The 21,179-nt window shown below is 51.4% G+C and carries 18 protein-coding genes; 2 read left to right on the forward strand and 16 right to left on the reverse strand.

Features of this window, described 5'->3' with window-relative positions; all coding sequences use genetic code 11:
- Positions 1–8: 8 nt before the first annotated feature.
- From ACT53C_RS09470 to ACT53C_RS09490, 5 genes are all read right to left on the reverse strand, one after another.
- A complete protein-coding gene (locus tag ACT53C_RS09470; protein ID WP_476145701.1) occupies positions 9–905 on the reverse strand; it encodes an ATP-grasp domain-containing protein in 897 nt (298 codons plus the stop codon).
- Between the two features lie 76 nt (positions 906–981).
- On the reverse strand, positions 982–1,977 hold the full coding sequence (mch, locus tag ACT53C_RS09475) for a methenyltetrahydromethanopterin cyclohydrolase (RefSeq protein ID WP_379076469.1): 996 nt from the start codon (positions 1,975–1,977) through the stop codon (positions 982–984).
- Positions 1,943–3,052, reverse strand: coding sequence for an ATP-grasp domain-containing protein (locus ACT53C_RS09480; protein ID WP_476145703.1), 1,110 nt, complete (start codon positions 3,050–3,052; stop codon positions 1,943–1,945). The genes mch and ACT53C_RS09480 overlap by 35 nt, the downstream gene beginning before the upstream one ends.
- Before the next feature lie 7 nt (positions 3,053–3,059).
- The gene (locus ACT53C_RS09485; RefSeq protein ID WP_476145705.1) at positions 3,060–3,953 is read right to left on the reverse strand and encodes an NAD(P)-dependent methylenetetrahydromethanopterin dehydrogenase; all 894 of its coding nucleotides are present in this window, start codon (positions 3,951–3,953) and stop codon (positions 3,060–3,062) included.
- Between the two features lie 120 nt (positions 3,954–4,073).
- The gene (locus tag ACT53C_RS09490) at positions 4,074–5,048 is read right to left on the reverse strand and encodes a GHMP family kinase ATP-binding protein (RefSeq protein ID WP_476145707.1); all 975 of its coding nucleotides are present in this window, start codon (positions 5,046–5,048) and stop codon (positions 4,074–4,076) included.
- Between the two features lie 203 nt (positions 5,049–5,251).
- On the opposite strand from ACT53C_RS09490, the gene ppsA reads away from it, so the two are divergent.
- On the forward strand, positions 5,252–7,624 hold the full coding sequence (gene ppsA, locus ACT53C_RS09495) for a phosphoenolpyruvate synthase (protein ID WP_476145709.1): 2,373 nt from the start codon (positions 5,252–5,254) through the stop codon (positions 7,622–7,624).
- Positions 7,625–7,668: 44 nt separating this feature from the next.
- Positions 7,669–8,472, forward strand: coding sequence for a pyruvate, water dikinase regulatory protein (locus ACT53C_RS09500; protein WP_275355085.1), 804 nt, complete (start codon positions 7,669–7,671; stop codon positions 8,470–8,472).
- 65 nt (positions 8,473–8,537) lie between these two features.
- Here the strand turns inward: ACT53C_RS09500 and ACT53C_RS09505 are convergent, their stop codons facing one another.
- The 11 genes from ACT53C_RS09505 to gyrA all read right to left on the reverse strand — a co-directional run bounded on the left by ACT53C_RS09505 (position 8,538) and on the right by gyrA (position 21,139).
- The gene (locus tag ACT53C_RS09505; protein WP_476145712.1) at positions 8,538–9,239 is read right to left on the reverse strand and encodes a hypothetical protein; all 702 of its coding nucleotides are present in this window, start codon (positions 9,237–9,239) and stop codon (positions 8,538–8,540) included.
- 177 nt (positions 9,240–9,416) lie between these two features.
- A complete protein-coding gene (locus tag ACT53C_RS09510; protein ID WP_476146045.1) occupies positions 9,417–10,616 on the reverse strand; it encodes a multidrug effflux MFS transporter in 1,200 nt (399 codons plus the stop codon).
- 65 nt (positions 10,617–10,681) lie between these two features.
- The gene (pqqE, locus tag ACT53C_RS09515; protein ID WP_194746821.1) at positions 10,682–11,863 is read right to left on the reverse strand and encodes a pyrroloquinoline quinone biosynthesis protein PqqE; all 1,182 of its coding nucleotides are present in this window, start codon (positions 11,861–11,863) and stop codon (positions 10,682–10,684) included.
- A gap of 14 nt (positions 11,864–11,877) precedes the next feature.
- Positions 11,878–12,162 carry a pyrroloquinoline quinone biosynthesis peptide chaperone PqqD gene (gene pqqD, locus ACT53C_RS09520; protein ID WP_194746822.1) on the reverse strand — a complete coding sequence of 95 codons (285 nt, stop codon included), beginning with the start codon at positions 12,160–12,162 and terminating at the stop codon, positions 11,878–11,880.
- A gap of 14 nt (positions 12,163–12,176) precedes the next feature.
- Positions 12,177–12,938, reverse strand: a complete 762-nt coding sequence (gene pqqC / locus ACT53C_RS09525; protein ID WP_275355082.1) for a pyrroloquinoline-quinone synthase PqqC — start codon at positions 12,936–12,938, stop codon at positions 12,177–12,179.
- A gap of 9 nt (positions 12,939–12,947) precedes the next feature.
- A complete protein-coding gene (gene pqqB, locus ACT53C_RS09530; RefSeq protein WP_194746824.1) occupies positions 12,948–13,889 on the reverse strand; it encodes a pyrroloquinoline quinone biosynthesis protein PqqB in 942 nt (313 codons plus the stop codon).
- Between the two features lie 251 nt (positions 13,890–14,140).
- Positions 14,141–15,223 (reverse strand): 3-deoxy-7-phosphoheptulonate synthase, encoded by a 1,083-nt coding sequence (locus ACT53C_RS09535; protein WP_275355079.1) that lies wholly within the window; start codon positions 15,221–15,223, stop codon positions 14,141–14,143.
- Positions 15,220–16,341, reverse strand: coding sequence for a histidinol-phosphate transaminase (hisC, locus tag ACT53C_RS09540; RefSeq protein ID WP_476145715.1), 1,122 nt, complete (start codon positions 16,339–16,341; stop codon positions 15,220–15,222). The genes ACT53C_RS09535 and hisC overlap by 4 nt, the downstream gene beginning before the upstream one ends.
- A gap of 14 nt (positions 16,342–16,355) precedes the next feature.
- The gene (gene pheA / locus ACT53C_RS09545; RefSeq protein WP_476145717.1) at positions 16,356–17,438 is read right to left on the reverse strand and encodes a prephenate dehydratase; all 1,083 of its coding nucleotides are present in this window, start codon (positions 17,436–17,438) and stop codon (positions 16,356–16,358) included.
- 23 nt (positions 17,439–17,461) lie between these two features.
- Entirely contained in the window at positions 17,462–18,541 is a 1,080-nt protein-coding gene (gene serC, locus ACT53C_RS09550) for a 3-phosphoserine/phosphohydroxythreonine transaminase (protein ID WP_476145719.1), read from the reverse strand.
- A gap of 24 nt (positions 18,542–18,565) precedes the next feature.
- A complete protein-coding gene (gyrA, locus tag ACT53C_RS09555) occupies positions 18,566–21,139 on the reverse strand; it encodes a DNA gyrase subunit A (protein ID WP_194746829.1) in 2,574 nt (857 codons plus the stop codon).
- Between the last annotated feature and the right edge of the window lie 40 nt (positions 21,140–21,179).

The following is a 21,179-nucleotide window of genomic DNA, read 5'->3' on the forward strand; positions in this document are numbered from 1 at the left end:
TGCATCATTTAAGCATCAGCCAGCTCTAACAAATCATTGACCAGCACATCCGCAATGTCAAACGAGGTAATAGTTTGCAGCCCACGCCAGGCCGGGATACTGTTGACCTCGATCACCCACAATTTGCCATGTTTATCCCGCATCACGTCGACCCCGGCATAGGCGATATTCACGGCCTGTGCAGCGCGCACGCCAATGTCAGCCACATCTTGTTCGTCACAGGCACTGCAACGTGCACCACGTGCCACATTATGCAACCAGCTGTCACCTTGCCGCTGCATCACGGCAATCGGCTCTCCGCGCACCACAAACACACGGTAATCATACTGGTAAGGCCCGCACTCAATTTTTTCCTGCAAGTAATACACGCCATCAACGAAAGGGTCTTGCGGCAAGGCAAACTGCTGACGGCTTTCGATGAGACGCACGCCTTTGCCTTGCGAGCCAAACAACGGCTTGATCACTAGCGTTTTTCCAGTATCCAGTGCCTGCTGCATCAACATATGCGCAATGTGCCGATGCTCACAGACCCAGGTAGCTGGCGTCGCCACGCCCTGCTCTGCCAGCAATTGACTGGTAAGCCCTTTATCCACCGTGGTTTCGATGGCACGTGCCGAGTTATAAATGACCATGCCCTGCCGCTGCAAAGTATGCAGCAGGTTCATACGCGTAATAATTTGTTGTGTCGTGCCTGCGGCTACCCCACGCACAAAGGCCATGGGGGCAGGCTGGGTCAAGCCGGGGATATGAATCAGCACCTGCTGATTGGCGATACTGAGATGACAGCTATCCAGTGACACCATCAGCGCTTGCCACCCACGACGTGCGAACGCCTGAGCCAAGCTCTGACCATGCCAGCCACCGGCCTGGGCCACTTCGTCAGTAAAAATGGGAACAACTTGCATAAGGTTTGCACGATGACGCAGGTGCAGGTTTTGAGACCCGACGCCTGCGTTCAGAACATATTAAATCACTTTAGATTTAGCTACCAAAAGATTGATTTAAAAGATCTTCATTAAACTTTCCAGCAAAGAATGTGCGGCCTGTTTTCACATTGCTGACACTGACTTTGGCCGGAGAGAATAACATCGGATCAATCTGGTAAAAGTCCATATTGACTGCTTTAAATACCTCAGCAAAAGGACGACCATAGTCTTTGGAGGCGGAAGAAGGTAATTGCGTTGCCAGGGCTTCTGCCGCAGCATCGTCCGTATTCACAAACAACTGCACAAAGCCACCGAACAAAATCGCATCATTGGTGCGGCCCATGCCGACGATAAAGTCTGGCGATGGTGCAGGCACCGGCGCAATCCCGTAGCCATCCACAATGGCAGATAAATCAAAATGCAAGGCGTGACATTTATGCAAGGCTACTTCGAGCACGCGCGCAGTCACTTGTAATGAACCGGCTACACTGCGTGTAGGCGTCAGGATAAAGGTAAGTTTATTCGCCGGAAGCCCGGTGTCTTTGGATACTTTTTCAATCACGGCGGCAGGCGGCACCTTGTCAGTTTCAAGCACCAATACCGATTGCTCACCCTGGTCGCGGTAATTGATGTCTTTAAACACCTCTTCACGCTGTGCAATCGCCCGTGCAGGGCCGCTACCCAGCGAAAAGAATTTTTCATGGGACAGCGCCCAACCGGCATACTGGCTGCCCAGGCAGGCAATCACCGGTTGTTTGGCCGTGACCACCACGCTTAATGGCCAGTTGGCAAATTGCGGCACATGGCGCAAGGCCACATTACCGAGTCCGCCCATACAGATTTCAGCAATCAGGCGACCGGCTTCCAATCCTCCCGGCACTTGAATGCCGGCATCGACGATGGTTGCACCTGTCTCGTGCGTGGATACCACACAGCCCAAGGCGGCTGCATTGGCAACCAGTTCAGCAACGAGCGGTGCGCTGTAGCGTTGAACACTAATGCTTGATGGTTGCTCATTAGTGGATATTGAATTCGATGTGCTTGCAGACATACGTCCCCCATAATTTTTCAAGTTGTGTTTTTTGGTCTTGCAAGGCCGCGCGCACCCCGCACGCAGTCTCTGCTTCAGCATAAAGACTGCACACCGGTTGTCCGGCTGCAATCTCATGGGTTGTTGGCCGATCTTCTACCCATTCTGGCCAGTCGAGTGAACCGACCGTGATAGCCTGTTGGGCATAAACCATGCAATTGCTGGCGTAGCCTGCCGGTCGATTCAGTGCAGGCCCTTGCGCTTGCTGGCAACTGGCCAGATGTGCTTGTATCAGAGGCATCTGGCTATACAATCGCATGCTGGCACTGAGTCGTGGATTGATCTCGAGCACATGTAAAGTGTCCTCTACCCAGATCGCATCCAGGCTATTCAAGCCTATCAAATTTAAGTTTGGCAGGAGCGCGTTCAAAAGTTGCTGCGCTGCCGCCCATATTTTTTCATCGTGCAGACGGCTCGCGCCGGCATAGGTAAAGCCGCCGGGACGCTGTTTGAGTGCATGTACGCCAATCAGCTCGCATGCGTTGGACTGTGCGATAAACAACAGACCAACGGCCTGGCCCGCTTGAAAAGCTTGCCAATAGGCTTGGTCAGAAGCTACAGACGGCGCTCTCGTTGCGCAATCGTCGATCTGCACATGTCCGCCACCGCATGCTCCGATCTGTTTATACAGCCAAGTGCCAGAAACCGGCTTTTGCCTTGTCACCATGGGCGATGCTACGCCGCTGCGCTCACAAGTCTGCTGCAATACGAACGGGTCCTTCACCTGCATCACGACCTCGGCAGCATTGGCGTACACCGGATAGCGCTCGCACAATGCTTGATACGCTTTTGTATTGGCTTCAAATCCTGAACCGAACACAACGGCCTCTGGCGCAAATGCATCCAGTTGCGCAAGCAAGTCGGCCATCACATGTGCAGCCCCGGAGTTGTCAAACCCTGGCCAGATAAAACAGGCTTGTGCGGCTTGTCGCGTCTCGGCATCCGCAAATGCGTCCACAGCCAACACGTTAAAGCCCTCACGTCGTGCCATCTGGCTATAAATGCGTGCACTGTGCGACAAAATGGCCAACCGCAAGCGCAACCTATTCTACGTGCGCACAGGCATATTCATATGCCTCGTGATAGTCAATGTGCATCGGGCTCTCGCTCTGCAACATTTGCTCCAGCAATTTATTCTGGGTGACATATTTGAGCTGACCAATCGCCAGCGCACCAAAACCGGCCACTTGCGTGCCTTCAATCATGCCACCATTCGAGAAGGTGTCAACGCCTTCAATGCCAGACGGCGGTACGGCATTGACATCAGCAACCACCTTCAGTGTTTTGGAGTTGGAAAAATGACGCACTTCGAGCACGCGCACGCCGGCCGGGGTTGCACACAAGGCCACGCTGGCTTCGTTCAACACCGCCATTTTCGCAGCTTCATTGCTACCATCCACCACTTGCAATTTGACGTCGTAACTGGTCGACAACTTGTCTACATAAGCCTGCATGCTCGCGATTTCGGCATGGGCCACCATTAGCACCGTTGCGCCCTGGCGTGCCGCAATCAATGCCGCGGTAGAACCTACCGTGCCACTGGCGCCAAAAATGGCGACTTTTTCCTTGCCCAGGCCGCTGCCGGATTTTTGCAAGTAAAAATCAACCTTGGCCAACATGGCTGCAGCGGTTGTAAACGCGCCAGAAGGATCAGAAAACGTATGACACTCAAAAGGTTTGAACATGGCACTACGTGCCTGCTTCTGCATTTCAAGCGCGACTTGAATATCACGGCCGCCAAAAAACAAGGCCTGTTGTTTGAGGCCACTCGGACTGCGGGAGAAAATGGCATCCTGAGTCAATGGAATGATTTCATTCAGGGTGACGTCGGTATAAGAAATAATCTTCTCATAGCCTGCATCAAATGCCATATTGACATCAAATGGACTCGCATTTTTTGCGGCTGTAAACAAATGCATAATGCTGGTTTTCTTCATTGTTCCCCCTGAAACCGTTTGTTAAATAGATTCAGGCTCAAATATACACACTAAGAGCCCCGTTCAAAATCAAGAGCAGACCGTGAAAATTGTAACTTTTCAAAATTATCTTAATAAAAGTTAATTGACAGATGCCTTGACCTCAATCAAGGCTGGCGAATTTATGGCTGCCGTGACGATAAACCCCAGTGCAGGCCGATCTTCATACCTGGCAAGCAATTGCATCTGCAACGCTACCGCTGCTGCACGCGTTGGTAATAACACAAATCCGGTCGGCCCCCAGGAGGTTTGCCCCAAGCCACGATGCCCCTGCGCTTTGAGCTGCTCCAGAATCTGGCTGACGCCTTGGCTGGCGTAGAGGCCACCCTGGGCCGGGGCAAAATACTCGGCATTGTAGGCTTGCAAATCGCCTACAAACTGGCTGAATGCAGCAAAATCCTGTTCGATCAAGGCAGGCAGTCCGTGACTGAGCAGTTGCTGCTGTATCGCCTGGGTCGCTGCGGCCGATTGCGGGGCCAATTGTTGGAATGCTGTTTTTTCACCTTGCCCATGCAGGCCATCGCGGCTATTGTCGGTGACTAGCAAAAAATGCCAGTCTTGCGGAAACGCATGCCTAACCAGAATGGGAGGCACCACGGTATTCGGGCCACGGCCCCCATCGACAATCAGGCCGCCCTGAACAAAGGTACCAATGCCTATGCCCGAGCGACCACCACGCTGATGCAAGGCTGCAATGTGCGCTTCAGTGAGTGTGTGAGCAAACAGGTGATTGAGGGCGACGCCAATGGCGAGGGCCATCTGCGTGCCTGAGCCCAGCCCGCCATGACGAGGGATTGCCTGCTGTATATTCAGATTGACGGCTTGTTGCACGCCAAGCGCAGCCAGATGACGGTGTACAATGGCAGCGGCCCAGCTGTCCAGTGGCGCAGACTGTGGACCGATACTGGCAGTCAGCGCGGTTTGAAAGGCATCGATCGCCACCCCCATGCTGCCAAACCGGCGCGTATCGTCCGCACCGAGGTTAAAAAAACCCAGGTGCAAACGCCCATAAGTGGCCACACTGACCGAACGATCGACAGGGATCTGAGCATTCATGGCATTAATATTATTTAGTGTGAAAAAAATTATTTCACGTCTTTGACGTTGACGTGACATTAAAACATGATTTTGGCATAATGCACGGAATAAAAGTCATTCTATAATCAGACGATGTCTGGCAAACGGCCTCTATTTATCGAATTCAATCCATTGCATTTCGCGATAGATTATCACCAGTTTTAAATCATTAAGGGTTTTATATGGTAAGTCATGTTATTCCATTTGAGAATCTACGAAACACCGATGTGCCATCCGTGGGCGGCAAGAACGCTTCACTGGGTGAAATGATTTCTCAGCTCTCTGCCAAAGGTGTGCGCGTTCCGACTGGTTTTGCAACGACCGCAGATGCCTACCGTGAATTTTTAGCGCAAGGCGGACTGAACAACAAGATTAACGATTTGCTAGACAAGCTAAATGCTGATGACACGCAAGAACTGGCTCGCGTAGGCGCGCAAATTCGCCAATGGATCATGGAAGCCGAGTTCCCCCCTGTCCTGCAGGCGGCGATTGCTGACAATTATGCCAAATTGATTGAAAAATCAGCGCCAGGGACCACGTTTGCGGTGCGCTCTTCTGCCACGGCTGAAGATTTGCCTGATGCTTCTTTTGCCGGTCAGCAAGAATCTTTCCTCAATATTCATGGCCTGGATAACATCAACCACGCCATCAAGGAAGTGTTTGCTTCTTTATATAACGATCGTGCTATCTCCTACCGTGTACACAAAGGTTTTGTGCACGCCGATGTTGCCTTGTCAGCAGGTGTGCAGCAAATGGTACGTTCAGACATTGGCTGTGCCGGTGTCATGTTTACCATTGATACTGAATCCGGCCACCGTGATGTCGCGTTCATCACCTCTTCTTACGGCTTGGGTGAAACGGTGGTGCAAGGGGCGGTTAACCCGGATGAGTTTTATGTACATAAGCCATTGCTGGCGCAAGGCAAGCCAGCCATTGTGCGTCGCACTATGGGCTCAAAACTGATCAAGATGATATTCTCGGATGCGACACAAGCCGGAAAATCCACCCATACGGTGGAAGTTGATCCTGCTGAAAGCAACCGCTACTCCCTGACTGATGCGGACATTCTGGAATTGGCCGGCTATGCCATGACGATTGAACAGCATTACGGCTGTCCAATGGATATCGAATGGGGTAAAAACGGTCTGGATAACAAACTGTACATCCTGCAAGCCCGTCCTGAAACAGTGAAATCCCAGGAAGCGGCCAACAATGTCACAGAAACCTTCAAGCTGCAAAAACACGCCTCTGTGCCAGTGGTCGCCGGTCGTGCTGTGACACAAAAAGTAGGCGTGGGTCCCGTACGTATCGTGCTGGACCCCTCTGAAATGCATGAAGTGCAGCCAGGGGATGTTCTGGTTGCCGACATGACTGACCCGAACTGGGAACCCGTCATGAAGCGCGCCAGTGCCTTGGTGACTAACCGTGGTGGCCGCACTTGCCACGCAGCGATTATTGCACGCGAACTGGGCATTCCAGCGATCGTAGGCTCGGTCAACGCGACTGACCTGCTGCGCGATGGCGAGATTGTGACTGTGTCTTGTGCAGAAGGTGAAACCGGCTTTGTCTATCACGGTGCGCTGGACTATGAAGTGTCTACGCAATCCAATAGCGCGCTGTCCAAACCACCCTGCAAGATCATGATGAACGTTGGCAACCCGGACATGGCGTTTACCTTTGCGCAAACCCCAAATGACGGTGTAGGTCTGGCCCGCCTGGAATTTGTGATTAACAACATGGTTGGCATTCACCCGAAAGCCATCCTGAACGTTGACGCCATGCCGGCAGCCATACAGGCGACGATCAAGAACCGTGCCCGCGGCTATGCCAGCCCCAAACAGTTCTACATCGACAAAGTGGCCGAAGGCGTGGCGACCATTGCCGCTGCTTTCTATCCAAAACCAGTGATTGTGCGTACTTCAGACTTCAAGTCTAACGAATACAAAAAACTGGTCGGTGGAGACATTTATGAGCCCGATGAAGAAAACCCAATGATTGGTTTCCGTGGTGCAGCGCGCTACATGGCTGAAGACTTTAAAGAGTGTTTTGCCATGGAATGCCAGGCCATGAAAAAAGTACGTGATGAAATGGGCTTGTCCAATGTTGAGTTGATGATTCCGTTTGTTCGTACGCTGGAAGAAGCGCGTGCCGTGACCGAAATCATGGCAGCCAACGGCCTGAAGCGCGGCGAAAATGGTCTGCGCCTGATCATGATGTGTGAAATCCCGGCCAACGCCTTGCTGGCAGAGCAGTTCCTGGAGTACTTTGATGGCTTCTCCATCGGCTCCAATGACCTGACACAGCTGACATTGGGCATGGACCGTGACTCAGGCATCCTGGCCGATGGGTTTGACGAGCGTAATGATGCAGTGAAAGTACTGTTGAAGATGGCCATCAATACCTGCAACCGTCTGGGCAAATACGTCGGGATTTGCGGTCAGGGTCCTTCTGACCACGAAGACTTTGCCGAGTGGCTGGTTGCCGAAGGCATCCAGTCCGTGTCGCTGAATCCGGACACCGTGGTTGCGACCTGGCAACGTCTGACAAAAAAATAAGCAGTCAGTATTAAAACAGCATTTGACTTGAGGCACCTACCTGTATGAATCACCGTTCTGTATTTATTATTTCTGATGGTACGGGGATTACGGCGGGTGCCTTGAGCAAGCTGCTCGAGCATTTTCCAAACACACAATTCACCACGACCCGCCTGCCTTTCACCGATAACGATGAAAGAGTACAAGCCGCGTTTGAACATATCCAACGAGTGGCTGAGCAGGATGGGATTCGTCCTATCGTCATTATGTCCATCGGTAACGGTGAGCATCGTAATCATTTAAAGCAGGCCAACGCTTACTTTATTGATCTGTTCCATCGCTTTATCTACCCGCTGGGATCCGAGCTTAACCAAGAGCCACTGACAGGCGCCAGCATTGCCTATAGCGTCAAAGGGCAAAGTTATCTTGAGCGCATGGAGGCGATTAACTTCACGCTAAACCACGACGATGGCATGACTAACTCGGGGCTGGATGAAGCGGATGTGATTCTGATCGGGGTTTCTCGTTGCGGGAAAACACCGACGAGTATTTACCTGGCCATGCAGTTTGGTATCAAGGCGGCCAATTATCCATTGATTCCAGAAGACTTTGAACGTGGTGCCCTGCCCGCGGCTTTACAAAAAAACCTGGACAAAATCTTTGGTCTGACCATCAAACCTGAGCGCCTGCACTCGGTGCGTAACGAGCGCCGTCCAGACAGCTTTTATGCTTCCATGGATAACTGCCGTAAGGAAATCGAAATTGCCGAAGGCATGATGCGCAAGGCTGGCATCCCATGGGCAGACTCAACGAGCCGCTCGATTGAAGAGCTGGCGGCATTGATCCTGCAAAAAATTCGCCAGCGTTAAGCTGGCGTTTTTTGTTACTTTTCCCCAATATTAAGGAAGATGCAGCAAAATAGCTGCTCAGGCGATTATGCCGCCATGGCCATATCACGTGCTTGGCTGACGGCAGGCTGTACAGGCTTGACTGGTGCCGGGTGCGTTTTCAGCATATCAGCACGCCAGAAATAATAAAACTCGCGCGAAACACTCAAGAAAGTATGCTGGGAACCCAGCGCATTGAACAAAGGCAGATTTTGATCGACCATTTGGCGATAGCTGTGTGATTGCTTGTACGACACAAGCCGCAATGAAAGCAGCAAACATTTGGCCATGCGCATGCGTTCTTTGAATACAGGTGGCTCGTAACCACGCATCAGCGTGACTTGCTCAAATGCATCCATCATTTGTTTTTCCTGGCTATTCAATACGGTTTTATCCAGCTCATACCAATGCTTGAACAGCTCGTCTTGCGTGACCGTGGTCACTGGTGTTGTGCCACTAAATACTTTTGCCTGACTCATGGCGGCAATGGCCTTGATGTCACGTACCCAAAACGAAAAAAACTCACGAATCACCGGCAAGACCGTTGGAATCTCTGCCGGGTCAACGCTGGCAATAAAACGGTCTACGGCCTGACGGTAATGGCTGCCATCTGCAGGAATGTCTTTTAGAAAAGCACTCAGCCGAACAATGACAAATTCGCGCTGCACCAGAACGCGCTGGCTGACACCCTGTCCAGTCAGTAGCCTGACATACGCTTTTTGTGCTTCTTGTTCGCGATTGATTTCCATATTTGACTCCCACCATTTCTTTTTAGGATCACTCACTTAAGGCAAGTGTTTACAGCTTTATCTTAAAACAGCTGCGGGTATATCAAACATGCAATCAAATTGGGAAATGCCCCACATTTCTGCGTATGCGACCTTCCTTGATAAAGTAAGCTGAGAAAAGTTACCAGGGAGCTCACATTAAACGCTGATCGAGGATCTACGTATGAAGAATAGCAACAAGGCACTCACGACTGTCATTGCGAGCATGGCGGAGGCAAGCGTCAAGGGCGAGTGCCATACCAACGGCACCACCAATGCCGAACTCAGCGTCGAACAGAGCATTTGCATAAACGCCTGCGCCGAGGCAGCCGTCCCCCGTAATTTTGGATAACAATCCAGCGCGGCAATGGATAGCACCGGCATGGCCGTCGCCATGCCGATATTGAATAAGGCAATAGGCAAAATGGCTAACCACCAGGCCTCATGCATCTGGTCACTTGCCGCCACTTGCACGCAGACATTCAATATTGCAATGGCGACCATCCAGGCAAATGCCCAGCGTAACAGCCTGGCCGCAGCGACCTTGCCCGCTGTATAGCGAGAAATCCATGAGCCCAGCATCATTCCGGTGACCGTAGGAATAAACAGGTAGCCAAATTGCTGGCTATTTAAATGCAGATGTTTAACCAGAAACACCGGGCTGGCCAGCACATAAATAAAAAACGCCGAAAAATTCAGACCGAGGCAGGTGATCAAACATAGAAACAGCCGGTTCTTAAGCATTTGCCCATAGGTGTGGGCGATGCCAGCGACGGAAAAAGCAATGCGTTTTTCAGGGGTGACGGTCTCGGGAAGATGACGCACCGCCATCCAGAGGGCAACCGCCGCATATAATGCCAGAAAGAGAAAAATGGCTTGCCAATGGATGCCCAGCAATACGCCGCCCAGAATGGGAGCCACCGCAGGCGCAATGCCAAAGAGCAATTGTACCGTGGCCATCACCCGTTGCGCTTGCGGCCCGTCAAACAGGTCGCGTACCATCGCGCGTGCCACCGTGTTACCTGCCCCGCCACTGACGCCCTGTAGCGCGCGGAACAGCCATAAGGTCTGGACGTTTGGTGCAAATGCACAACCGAGGCTGGCCAGCATAAAAATCGCCAGGCCCCATTTGATCGTGGTAATGCGTCCAATCGCATCTGAAATCGCGCCATGACAAAGCGTCATCACAGCATAAGGGAGCAGATATAAGGTCAAACTCTGCTGGATCGCCAGCTCATCTGTGCCGAATTCAGCGGCCATCACATGAAAGGCTGGCAGATAAGTGTCAATTGCAAACGGGGCTAAAGCAGCGAGCATGGCCAGCACCAGGACCAAAAGAGAAGCACGGGAAAGCAAAATAAATACCCTTTTAAAAAGCAAAGGTGCCAACAGGCACCTTTGACATTATGCAGGCGAGCAAGGAATCAAGGCAATGCGTGAAACTGCTCAATACGCTCTTTGTCACCTTCTACATATTTCTTGGAATTTTTATCGTTACGGAAAATGATCGGTTGCTCACGTAACAAAGGGTTTTCCGAATCCTTGATTGCTTCATCAATTAAATGTCGATGCGGTGACTTGGTGCAGACCGGATCAGCAGCCTCAGCATCGCCACTGAGCAAATAAGACTGGCAGCGGCAGCCACCGAGGTCTTTTTCTTTTTCATCGCAACTGCGGCAAGGTTCCTTGAGCCAATCCATGCCACGATATTTATTGAAGGCTGGCGATTCATTCCAGGCCCACTCCAGCCCATGTTCCCGCACATTCGGGAAGGTCAGTCCGGGTAGCGCACGTGCAGAATGGCAAGGCAATACGTCGCCATTGGCGGTGACGATCATAAACACCTCGCCCCAGCCGTTCATGCATTTTTTAGGTCTATCGGCAAAATAATCCGGCACGACAAAAAATACTTTCATCTTGTTGCCTACCCGCTCACGAAAAGCGTTGGTCATGCGCTCGGCCTCTGCCAGCTGTTCGCGCGTCGGCATCAGCTGGCTACGGTTGACCAGGCTCCAGCCATAATATTGCGTATTGGCCAGTTCGACATAATCGGCCCCCAGCGCTTCGGCCATCTCAAGAATCTTGTCGACATGCCCAATGTTATAGCGGTGAATCACCACATTTAACACCATGGGATAGCCATGGTCTTTGATCATGGCCGCGACTTTTTTCTTGAGTTCGAAGGTTTTGGTATTGGTGATGAAGTTGTTGATTTCTTCAGTGATATCGTGCATAGATAACTGAATATGATCCAGGCCGCCTTCTTTAAAGGCCTGAATACGTTTTTCGGTCAGCCCAACGCCAGAAGTAATCAGGTTGCTGTAGTAGCCCAGCTTGTGCGCTTCTGCCACAATTTCTTCAATATCATCGCGTAACAAAGGCTCCCCGCCGGAAATGCCCAGCTGTATCGCCCCCATTTTTCTGGCTTCACGCAAGGCTCTGATCCACTCCTCGGTGCTTAATTCGTTTTTGGTATGTTTGTCATAATCGGTCGGGTTATAACAGAAGGCGCAATGCAATGGACAGCGATAGGTGATTTCCGCCAGCAACCATAAAGGCTGTTTGCGCGTCACGCTGGATGCTACACCGTTATTCATTTGTGCCATGTTGTTACCTTTGCTTAATTGATTTTGCGTAGCCAGGCTTTACCCAACGCCAGGTCAAACATGCCGACGATATCGGATTCAATATCTTCCGCGTCGGGAAACGTGGCCTTCAGATCAGCCACGATCTCACCGACACTGGTCTTGCCATCCACACGTTTCAGAATTTCGCCTGCGCCGCCATGCAATTTGACCATGCCTTCAGGAAACAGAATGACATAACTCTGCTGTGCCTCTTCCCATTGAAAGCGATGATGCAAGGCAATGGCGTAAATATCTGAATGTTGAATGTTGTTTTCCATCACAATGCTTTCGCTTATCTGAATTTAATCACGGGCTGACGCGTATAGTCGCGGTCTTCAACCTTGACCTGCGTAGAGGCCAGCATGATGGCATCAGCAATCACCCACAAGACATCCAGCTTGAATTGCAGAATGTCCAGCGCACGCAACTGCATGTCACGGCTGACACTGAAATAATCCAGCGTAATATCCAAGCCCTGCTCAACGTCACGACGGGCTTCGGTCAAACGCTTTTTAAAGTAAATAAAACCTTCTTCTTTTACCCACGGATACATGGTGGGCCAGGAACTGATGCGTTGCTGGTGGATGTGTGGTGCAAACAATTCGGTGAGGCTGGAGCAGACACTTTCTTGCCAAGGGCGCTGACGGGCAAAGTTCACATAAGCATCTACCGCAAAACGGACGCCAGGTGACACCAGCTCGAGTGAGGTCACCTGTTCACGTGTCAGGCCCACGGCCTCCCCCAGTTTGACCCAAGCCTCGATGCCACCCTCAGACCCTTCATAGCCATCATGGTCCGTAATCCGGTGAATCCAGCCTTTACGCACTTCTTTATCCGGGCAGTTAGACATGATAGCCGCATCTTTTTGCGGGATCATGATCTGGTAGTAATAGCGGTTGGCAACCCAGCATTGCAGTTGCTCTTTGCTCAACTTGCCCTCATACATCAACATATGTAGCGGGTGATAGATGTGATAGCCCTGCCCTTTTTCACGGAGTTTGGCTTCAAACTCCTCGCGGGACCATGGCAAGTTATCGTGGCTGACTGCGTTCATAATGCTCTCCTATAGAATGATGTCCATGCCGTCGTACGCCACCTCGATCTTGTGATCGGACAGAATGGCGCGTTCGGCGGAATCTTCCCTTAAAATCGGGTTGGTATTGTTGATATGAATCAGTACCTTACGCACTGCTTTATCCGTACCAAACTTGTCCAACTCTTCTATCATGCCGCCTGGGCCAGACTGGGGATTATGACCGATGCTACGTGCAGTCTTGGTCATCAAGCCCATGTCCAGCATTTCAGTATTGGTCCAAAAAGTGCCATCGACCATAATGCAATCCGCCTGGTGCATCAGTGGTGGTAAATGCGGCTCAATTTCTGCCAGCCCTGGGGAATACCAGCACTTTTTGCCTGTGGTGATTTCTTCAATCAATACGCCTATGGTATCGCCCGGATGCGGGTCATTGCGGTGTGGCGAATATGGTGGCGCTGCGCTCTTTAAGGCCACGGCAGTAAACCGCAGATTGGGCACGTTGGGAATCTCAAAACTGTGCGCATGGCTGATATCACTGGCATCAATCGGGATTTCATGATGATTCACGCCACAATAATGGCCCAGAATATTCAGAATCTGGTTGCCAGAGGTCAAGTCGCCATAGACGGCCTGTGTACAATAAATCTCACGCTTGACCTGGCCTTCACGCAACATGAACAAGCCTGTCGTGTGGTCAATTTGCGCATCAATCAAAATGATCGCCTGGATGCCTGAGTCACGGATGGCGCGCCCAGGTTGCAACGGTGGAAACTCCTGGATCTGCTGCAATACATCTGGGGAGGCATTGAACAACACCCAGTCGATGCCATTACTGGAGACACAGATGGATGATTGCGTACGGCGTTTGGCCTTGATCGTGCCTTTACGCAGACCATCACAGTTCTGACAATTACAATTCCACTGCGGAAAGCCCCCGCCTGCCCCGGCACCTAAAACATGTATATGCATAATCGCTCGTTATTCCATTGGATCTTTTAATCGTGTTGTACCGCTGCATCATACAACAATTCTGTGTTTGCACTTGCAGCAACAGCTTGCCACTTGTTCATCAGTAAGACTGGCATCATACGCATGCGTTGCAGTCAGAGCCTGCTACTCACAATGATTCCCCCCTCATGATTATCATGAGCACTCAGGTTTTGCTCGCAAATGGGCGTAAAAAAGCCGTGCCCTCGAGCACGGCGGATGTTCAGAACGGCTTATTCCTCAGCAGCGCGCTTAGCGCGCCGAACTTTCACGGCTGCGGCCAGTGTCTCCAGCACGGAGACCGAGTCGTCCCAACCCAGACAGGCATCCGTGATCGATTGACCATAATTCAGGCTGCAGCCAGGCGTATGATCCTGACGGCCTTCATTGAGATGCGACTCCAGCATAACGCCTATGATCCGGGCATCGCCGCCAGCAATTTGCGTCGCGACATCATCGACCACGACCATTTGGTTTTTATACAGTTTTTGGCTATTGCCATGACTGCAATCCACCATCAAAACAGGCGCCAGCCCCGCTTCAGCCAATTGATCACACACAGCCGCAATGCTGTTTGCATCGTAGTTAGGGGTTTTGCCACCGCGCAGAATCACGTGGCAGTCTTCATTGCCCTTGGTTGCAAAAATCGCCGACTCGCCTTCTTTTGTGACTGACAGGAAATGATGCGGGCTGGCAGCGGCCTTGATCGCATCAATCGCGACTTTGGCGCCCCCATCGGTACCATTTTTAAAGCCCACCGGGCAGGACAAGCCAGAGGCCAGCTCACGGTGGATTTGCGACTCGGTCGTACGGGCGCCAATGGCGCCCCAGCTGACCAGGTCTGCCGTGTATTGCGGGGAAACCACATCCAGAAACTCGGTGGCGGCTGGCATGCCGATTTCATTTACATCGAGCAAAAATCGGCGAGCTTTTTCCAAGCCCAAATTAATGTCGTAAGTACCATCGAGATGCGGATCGTTGATAAGTCCCTTCCAGCCAACTGTCGTACGCGGCTTTTCAAAATAGACCCGCATCACAATGAGCAACTCGTTGCCCAGGCGCTGACGAACGTCAAGCAGACGCCTTGCGTACTCCATGCCCGCCTCGGTATCATGAATAGAGCATGGCCCAACGATGACCAGCAAGCGGTCATCGCCCTGATGTAGAATCTGGTGAATGGCCGTGCGCGTCTGCAGGATATTTTGTGTGCTCACCGTGCTTTCCTGCAGGCGTGACAACAGCTCTGCAGGTTTGATGAGCGGTTTAACTTCCAGCACCCTGACGTCGTCGGTGGCTAATTTTTCGTATGCAGTCATGACTTTAAAATCTTTTCCAGCACGTCCAGAAAACGTGCATTCTCGCTAAACAGGCCGATGCTGACGCGCAGATAATCCGGCATTTCATAGTTGGCCACCGGCCGCACAATCACGCCATGCTTGAGCAAGGCCTGATTAATGGCACCCGCATTGGTCACCTTAAAGCTGACAAAGTTGCCGAATGACGGGATGTAACTCAAGCCTAATTGCGTCAGGCCTTGGGTAATTTGCGCCATCCCGGCCTGATTGGCGGCATAGCTGCGCGCCACAAAGTCGTCATCTTGCAAAGACACTGTCGCTGCAATTTGTGCCAGATTATTCACATTGAATGGCTGCCGTACCCGATTCATCAAATCAGCCAGGCTGGCATGCATCAGACCAAAGCCAACGCGTAATCCGGCCAAGCCATAGGCTTTGGAAAAAGTACGCGAAATGATCAGGTTTTCAAACTCGCTTAGCCAGCCAATCGCTTCAGATTTGTCCGTGGCTGACAGATACTCGTCATAGGCTTCATCCAATACCACCAGAATATTTTTAGGCACCTGGCGTAGAAAATCATTTAATATTGCTTTAGGAATCAATGTACCCGTTGGATTATTTGGGTTTGCCACGAAAATCAGTTTGGTTTTAGGCGTCATAGCACCTAAAAAACCAGGCAAATCATGACCAAAGTCGATGGCGGGCACCACCACACCAATGGCACCAACGGCCTGTGTCACCAAGGGATACACGGCAAACGCATGTTGTGAATAAATCACCTCATCGCCTGCAGACAAAAATGCGCGCGCCGCTAATTCCAGAATATCATTCGAACCATTGCCAAACACGATTTGCGAGGGGGCGACGCCATACTTATGGCTTACGGCATCGCGCAAAGCAAAGCTATTACCATCAGGATAACGCGCGATGTCATCAATGGCCTCTTCTACCGCCATTTGCGCCTTCGGGCTCATGCCCAGCGGGTTTTCATTCGATGCCAATTTGACAATATCGGCTTCGTTAAGGCCCATCTCGCGAGCGAGTTCACTGATCGGTTTACCGCCTTGGTAAGGCGCAATCGCACGAATATTGGCAGGCGCCAAAGCAGACAAAATAGTATCGCTGGATAAGTCAGACATAATCGAAGACGTAGTTAAATAATGGCGGTTGGGTAAGAACCCAACACTTTAAGGAAAGTGGCACGTGCAGCCAGCTCTTGCAAGGCCGCCTGCACTGCCGGCTGTTGCTGGTGACCTTCAATATCCACAAAGAATACATAGTTCCAGAGATTCTGGCGTGAAGGTCGTGACTCGAGCTTGGTCATGCTCACGCCATGACGCGATAAAGGCTCCAGCAATTGCAGGACAGCACCTGGCTGGTTGTGTGCGCTCATTACGAGCGAGGTCTTATCCTGGCCGGATGGCGCGACAGCATGATTGCCCAACACCAGAAAACGCGTGGTGTTTTTGGGATCATCCTCAATATTCTCGGCCAGGATATTCAAGTCAAACAGTTCTGCCGCGCGCTTGCTGGCAATTGCCGCTGCAAACGTGCCTTGTGTGGCAACCAATTCATGGATCATTTGCGCAGCGCGTGCATTACTGGTCACTGCTTCGCGCTGGACATTTGGCAGTACCTTGTTCAACCATTCATGACATTGCGACAGCGACTGCGCGTGCGAAAAGACATGCGTGATGTGGTTGAGATCCTGCTGAGCCGACAGCAAACAGTGGTGCACAGGTAAAGTGATTTCACCAACCACCTGCAACGCACTGCCTAATAGTAAATCCAGCGTAATGCCCACCGCGCCCTCGGTTGAGTTTTCGACCGGCACAACGCCATAATCTGCCTGCCCTGCTTCTACTGTGCGAAAGACCTCATCAATACTGCCGCACACCACGGCCTGCCTACCCTCACCAAATTGCTTGAGTGCAGCCTCTTCACTATAAGTCCCCAGCGGGCCAAGAAAAGCAATGGCCAGCTCTTTCTCCAGTGCGCGACAATTTGACATGACGGCGCGGAAAATATGGCTCACGGCTTCAGGCGCTAACGGGCCCTGATTTTCAGCCTGCAGGCGGCGGATAATCTGCGCTTCGCGCTCGGGTCGGTAGATCACACCATCATCTTTTAAATGACCGATTTCGCGTGCCAACTTGGCACGTTCGTTGACGAGCGCAAGCACCTGCGCATCAATTGCGTCAATTTTATCTCTAAATTGTTTCAATAAATCAGACATTTAAAGCTTAATTTTAATGTGTTTTAAGAATTATTTTTTTCAAATTCCTGCATGAAGGCGACCAGTGCCTGCACGCCTTCAATCGGCATCGCGTTGTAGATGCTGGCACGCATGCCGCCGACTGAGCGATGTCCTTTGAGTTGCAATAAGCCTCGCGCATCCGCTGCTTTGAGGAAGGCTTCGTTCAAGCCCTCGTCACGCAAACGGAAGGGAATATTCATGCGCGAACGATAGGCGTGCGCAATCGGATTACTGTAAAACTCGGTTTGATCCAGATAGTCATACAGCAGGTTGGCTTTGGCGATGTTGATTTTCTCAATCGCTTCCACGCCGCCCTGCGCCAGTAACCACTCAAACACCAGACCAGCAATATAAATGCTGTAGGTCGGTGGCGTATTGATCATACTTTGGTTATCTGCCTGCGTTTTCCAATGAAACACTGCCGGCGTGAGCGGGGAGGCTTGTTCCAGCAAGTCTTCACGCACAATGACCAGACACAATCCGGCAGGGCCTATATTCTTCTGTGCGCCGCCATAAATCACACCGTATTTTGAAACGTCAATCGGGCGTGACAGGATATGCGAAGACATGTCAGCAACAATCGGCACACCATGCGTCTCAGGCACTTCAAGAAACTCCACCCCATTGATGGTTTCATTGGTGCAATAATGAACGTAGGCCGCCTCTTTATTGAGCTTCCAGTCAGAAAATGCGGGCACATGAGTGAAGCCATCTGCTTCTGCCGTTGCGGCAATGTTGATCTGGCCATAAGCTTTTGCGTCTTGAACACTACGCTTGCTCCAGGAACCAGTCACCACATAATCAGCAGACTTGCCGTTTAACAGGTTCATGGGAATGATGGCATTCTCTGCAATCGCCCCGCCCTGTAAAAACAATACTTTGTAATTGCTTGGAATCGCTAATAACTGGCGTAAGTCGGCTTCGGCTTTCTCAAGAATGCTGGTAAATTCCTTACCGCGATGAGACATTTCCATCACGCTCATGCCTGAACCATGCCAATCCAGCATTTCAGCCTGGGCACGTTCCAGCACAGGTTTTGGTAACACTGCCGGCCCGGCAGAAAAATTAAAAATCTGTTTCATGTGCCTAAATATTCTTGAGTAAGGTCATTCTTCGATGTCGGTGTCAGTGTCGTCGTCAGTTTCGACAATTTTTTCCAAGCCAGACAGTTTTTCACCTTCGCCCAGGTTAATCAGCGTCACGCCTTGTGCGGCACGGCCCATGTCACGGATTTCCTTGACGCGGGTGCGGATCAGCACGCCACCGGTCGTGATCAACATGATTTCATCCTCAGCTGTCACCAGCTTGGCAGCAATGGCCAGACCGTTACGCTCGCTGATGGCAATGGCTTTCACGCCCTGGGTACCGCGGCCAGAATGACGGAACTCGGACAACACTGTACGTTTACCGTAACCATTTTCAGTGGCAACCAACACAGACTGCTGATCGTTCTCGGCAATCAGCAAGGATAGAACCTGTTGTTTCGCAGCCAGCTTCATGCCGCGTACACCGCGCGTCGCGCGTCCCATCGGACGCACATCATCTTCGGTAAACCAGACCGCTTTACCACCATTGGAGACCAACACAATATCGTTCTGGCCGTTGGTTACTTCAGCACCAATCAGGTAGTCACCATCATCCAGGTTAATGGCAATAATGCCGGACTTACGTGGATTTGCAAACTCGGTCAGCGCTGTTTTCTTCACGGTCCCCATTGCGGTCGCCATAAAGACGAAGTGATTTTCGTCAAACTCTTTCACCGGCAGGATCGCATTGATCTTCTCGCCTTCCTCCAGTGGGAACAGGTTCACAATCGGCTTGCCACGGCTGACACGGCTACCTTGCGGCACTTCATACACTTTTAACCAGTACACACGACCACGGCTACTGAAGCACAGGATGTAGTCGTGCGTGTTGGCGACAAACATCTTGTCGATAAAGTCATCTTCTTTGGTGGCGGCCGCCTGCTTGCCACGACCACCGCGTTTTTGGGCACGGTATTCGTCTAGCGGCTGCGATTTGACATAGCCAGTATGTGATAAGGTCACCACAACATCTTGCGGTGTAATCAGATCTTCCAACGATAAATCTTGCGTATTCTGCTCGATCTCTGAACGGCGCTTGTCACCAAACTGCTTCTGGATTTCATTCAACTCGTCCACAATAATGGCCGTGACACGTTCAGGTTTGGCCAAAATATCCAGCAAGTCAGCAATGATATCCATCACTTCTTTGTATTCGCTGACAATCTTGTCTTGTTCCAGACCAGTCAAACGTTGCAAACGCATTTGCAGAATTTCTTGCGCCTGTACATCTGACAGTTTGTAACCTTGCGGTGTCAGACCAAAATCGACCGACAGTCCTTCTGGACGCGAGGCCTCCATGGCGGCGCGCTTGAGCATTTCCTCGACCACTGGTGAATGCCAGCTGCGGGCCATCAACTCTTTTTTCGCTTCAGGTGGGGTTGGCGCGGCCTTGATGATGGCAATCATCTCGTCCACGTTGGCCAACGCCACTGCCAAGCCTTCCAGCACATGCCCACGGTCACGCGCTTTACGTAACTCAAACACAGTCCGGCGTGTCACCACTTCACGGCGATGACGCAGGAACGCTTCCAACATCTGTTTGAGATTAAGCAACCGTGGCTGGCCATCCATCAGGGCCACCATGTTCATGCCGAACGTGTCTTGCAGTTGTGTCTGCTTGTAGAGGTTATTTAAAATCACCTCTGGCACTTCGCCACGCTTGAGCTCAATCACCACGCGCATGCCGGACTTGTCGGACTCGTCGCGCAGGTCAGAAATACCTTCTATTTTCTTCTCGTTGACCAGCTCGGCAATTTTTTCAATCAGGGTCTTTTTATTTACCTGATATGGCAACTCATCAATGATGATGGACTGACGACCGCCTTTGTCCAGGTCTTCAAAATGGGTGCGACCACGCATTACCACACGGCCACGGCCAGTGCGGTAGCCCTCTTTCACGCCTGCCGTGCCATAAATAATCCCGGCTGTCGGGAAATCAGGGGCTGGGATCAATTCAATCAACTCATCCACACTGATTTCTGGCTGCTTGAGCAGGGCAAAACACGCATTCAATACTTCGTTGAGGTTGTGAGGCGGGATATTGGTTGCCATGCCCACGGCAATGCCTGAGCTACCGTTAATCAGCAGATTAGGAATACGGGTCGGCATAATGAGCGGCTCTTGCTCACTGCCGTCGTAGTTAGGGCCAAAATCTACGGTTTCTTTCTCGATATCCGCCAATAGCTCATGTGCGATCTTGGACATACGGATTTCGGTATACCGCATCGCGGCAGCATTGTCGCCATCGACCGAACCGAAGTTACCCTGGCCGTCTACCAGCATGTAGCGCAATGAAAAGTCCTGCGCCATACGGACGATGGTGTCGTACACAGCCGTATCACCATGCGGGTGATACTTACCGATCACATCGCCGACGATACGCGCAGATTTTTTGTAGGGCTTGTTGTAATCGTTAGACAGCTCGTGCATCGCGTACAATACACGTCTGTGCACAGGCTTGAGACCATCACGAACATCCGGGAGCGCCCGTCCTACAATCACGCTCATGGCGTAATCGAGATAGCTGCGGCGCATCTCGTCTTCTAAACTGATAGGCAGGGTTTCTTTAGCAAATTGATCTGGAGACTGACTCATTCTTGACCCAATTTATAGTTAAAAGTTATCACGCGATTTT

It is taken from the genome of Methylophilus sp. DMC14, assembly GCF_056314085.1.

Excerpts from the sequence above, each read along its gene's own strand:
- gyrA (WP_194746829.1), bottom strand. The coding sequence starts at position 21,139 with ATGAGTCAGTCTCCAGATCAATTTGCTAAAGAAACCCTGCCTATCAGT.
- ACT53C_RS09535 (WP_275355079.1), bottom strand. The coding sequence starts at position 15,223 with ATGACTGCATACGAAAAATTAGCCACCGACGACGTCAGGGTGCTGGAA.
- ACT53C_RS09485 (WP_476145705.1), bottom strand. The coding sequence starts at position 3,953 with ATGAAGAAAACCAGCATTATGCATTTGTTTACAGCCGCAAAAAATGCG.
- ACT53C_RS09505 (WP_476145712.1), bottom strand. The coding sequence starts at position 9,239 with ATGGAAATCAATCGCGAACAAGAAGCACAAAAAGCGTATGTCAGGCTA.
- ppsA (WP_476145709.1), top strand. The coding sequence starts at position 5,252 with ATGGTAAGTCATGTTATTCCATTTGAGAATCTACGAAACACCGATGTG.
- pqqC (WP_275355082.1), bottom strand. The coding sequence starts at position 12,938 with ATGAACGCAGTCAGCCACGATAACTTGCCATGGTCCCGCGAGGAGTTT.
- pqqD (WP_194746822.1), bottom strand. The coding sequence starts at position 12,162 with ATGGAAAACAACATTCAACATTCAGATATTTACGCCATTGCCTTGCAT.
- pqqB (WP_194746824.1), bottom strand. The coding sequence starts at position 13,889 with ATGCATATACATGTTTTAGGTGCCGGGGCAGGCGGGGGCTTTCCGCAG.
- ACT53C_RS09470 (WP_476145701.1), bottom strand. The coding sequence starts at position 905 with ATGCAAGTTGTTCCCATTTTTACTGACGAAGTGGCCCAGGCCGGTGGC.
- pheA (WP_476145717.1), bottom strand. The coding sequence starts at position 17,438 with ATGTCTGATTTATTGAAACAATTTAGAGATAAAATTGACGCAATTGAT.
- pqqE (WP_194746821.1), bottom strand. The coding sequence starts at position 11,863 with ATGGCACAAATGAATAACGGTGTAGCATCCAGCGTGACGCGCAAACAG.
- mch (WP_379076469.1), bottom strand. The coding sequence starts at position 1,977 with ATGTCTGCAAGCACATCGAATTCAATATCCACTAATGAGCAACCATCA.
- serC (WP_476145719.1), bottom strand. The coding sequence starts at position 18,541 with ATGAAACAGATTTTTAATTTTTCTGCCGGGCCGGCAGTGTTACCAAAA.
- hisC (WP_476145715.1), bottom strand. The coding sequence starts at position 16,341 with ATGTCTGACTTATCCAGCGATACTATTTTGTCTGCTTTGGCGCCTGCC.
- ACT53C_RS09490 (WP_476145707.1), bottom strand. The coding sequence starts at position 5,048 with ATGAATGCTCAGATCCCTGTCGATCGTTCGGTCAGTGTGGCCACTTAT.
- ACT53C_RS09500 (WP_275355085.1), top strand. The coding sequence starts at position 7,669 with ATGAATCACCGTTCTGTATTTATTATTTCTGATGGTACGGGGATTACG.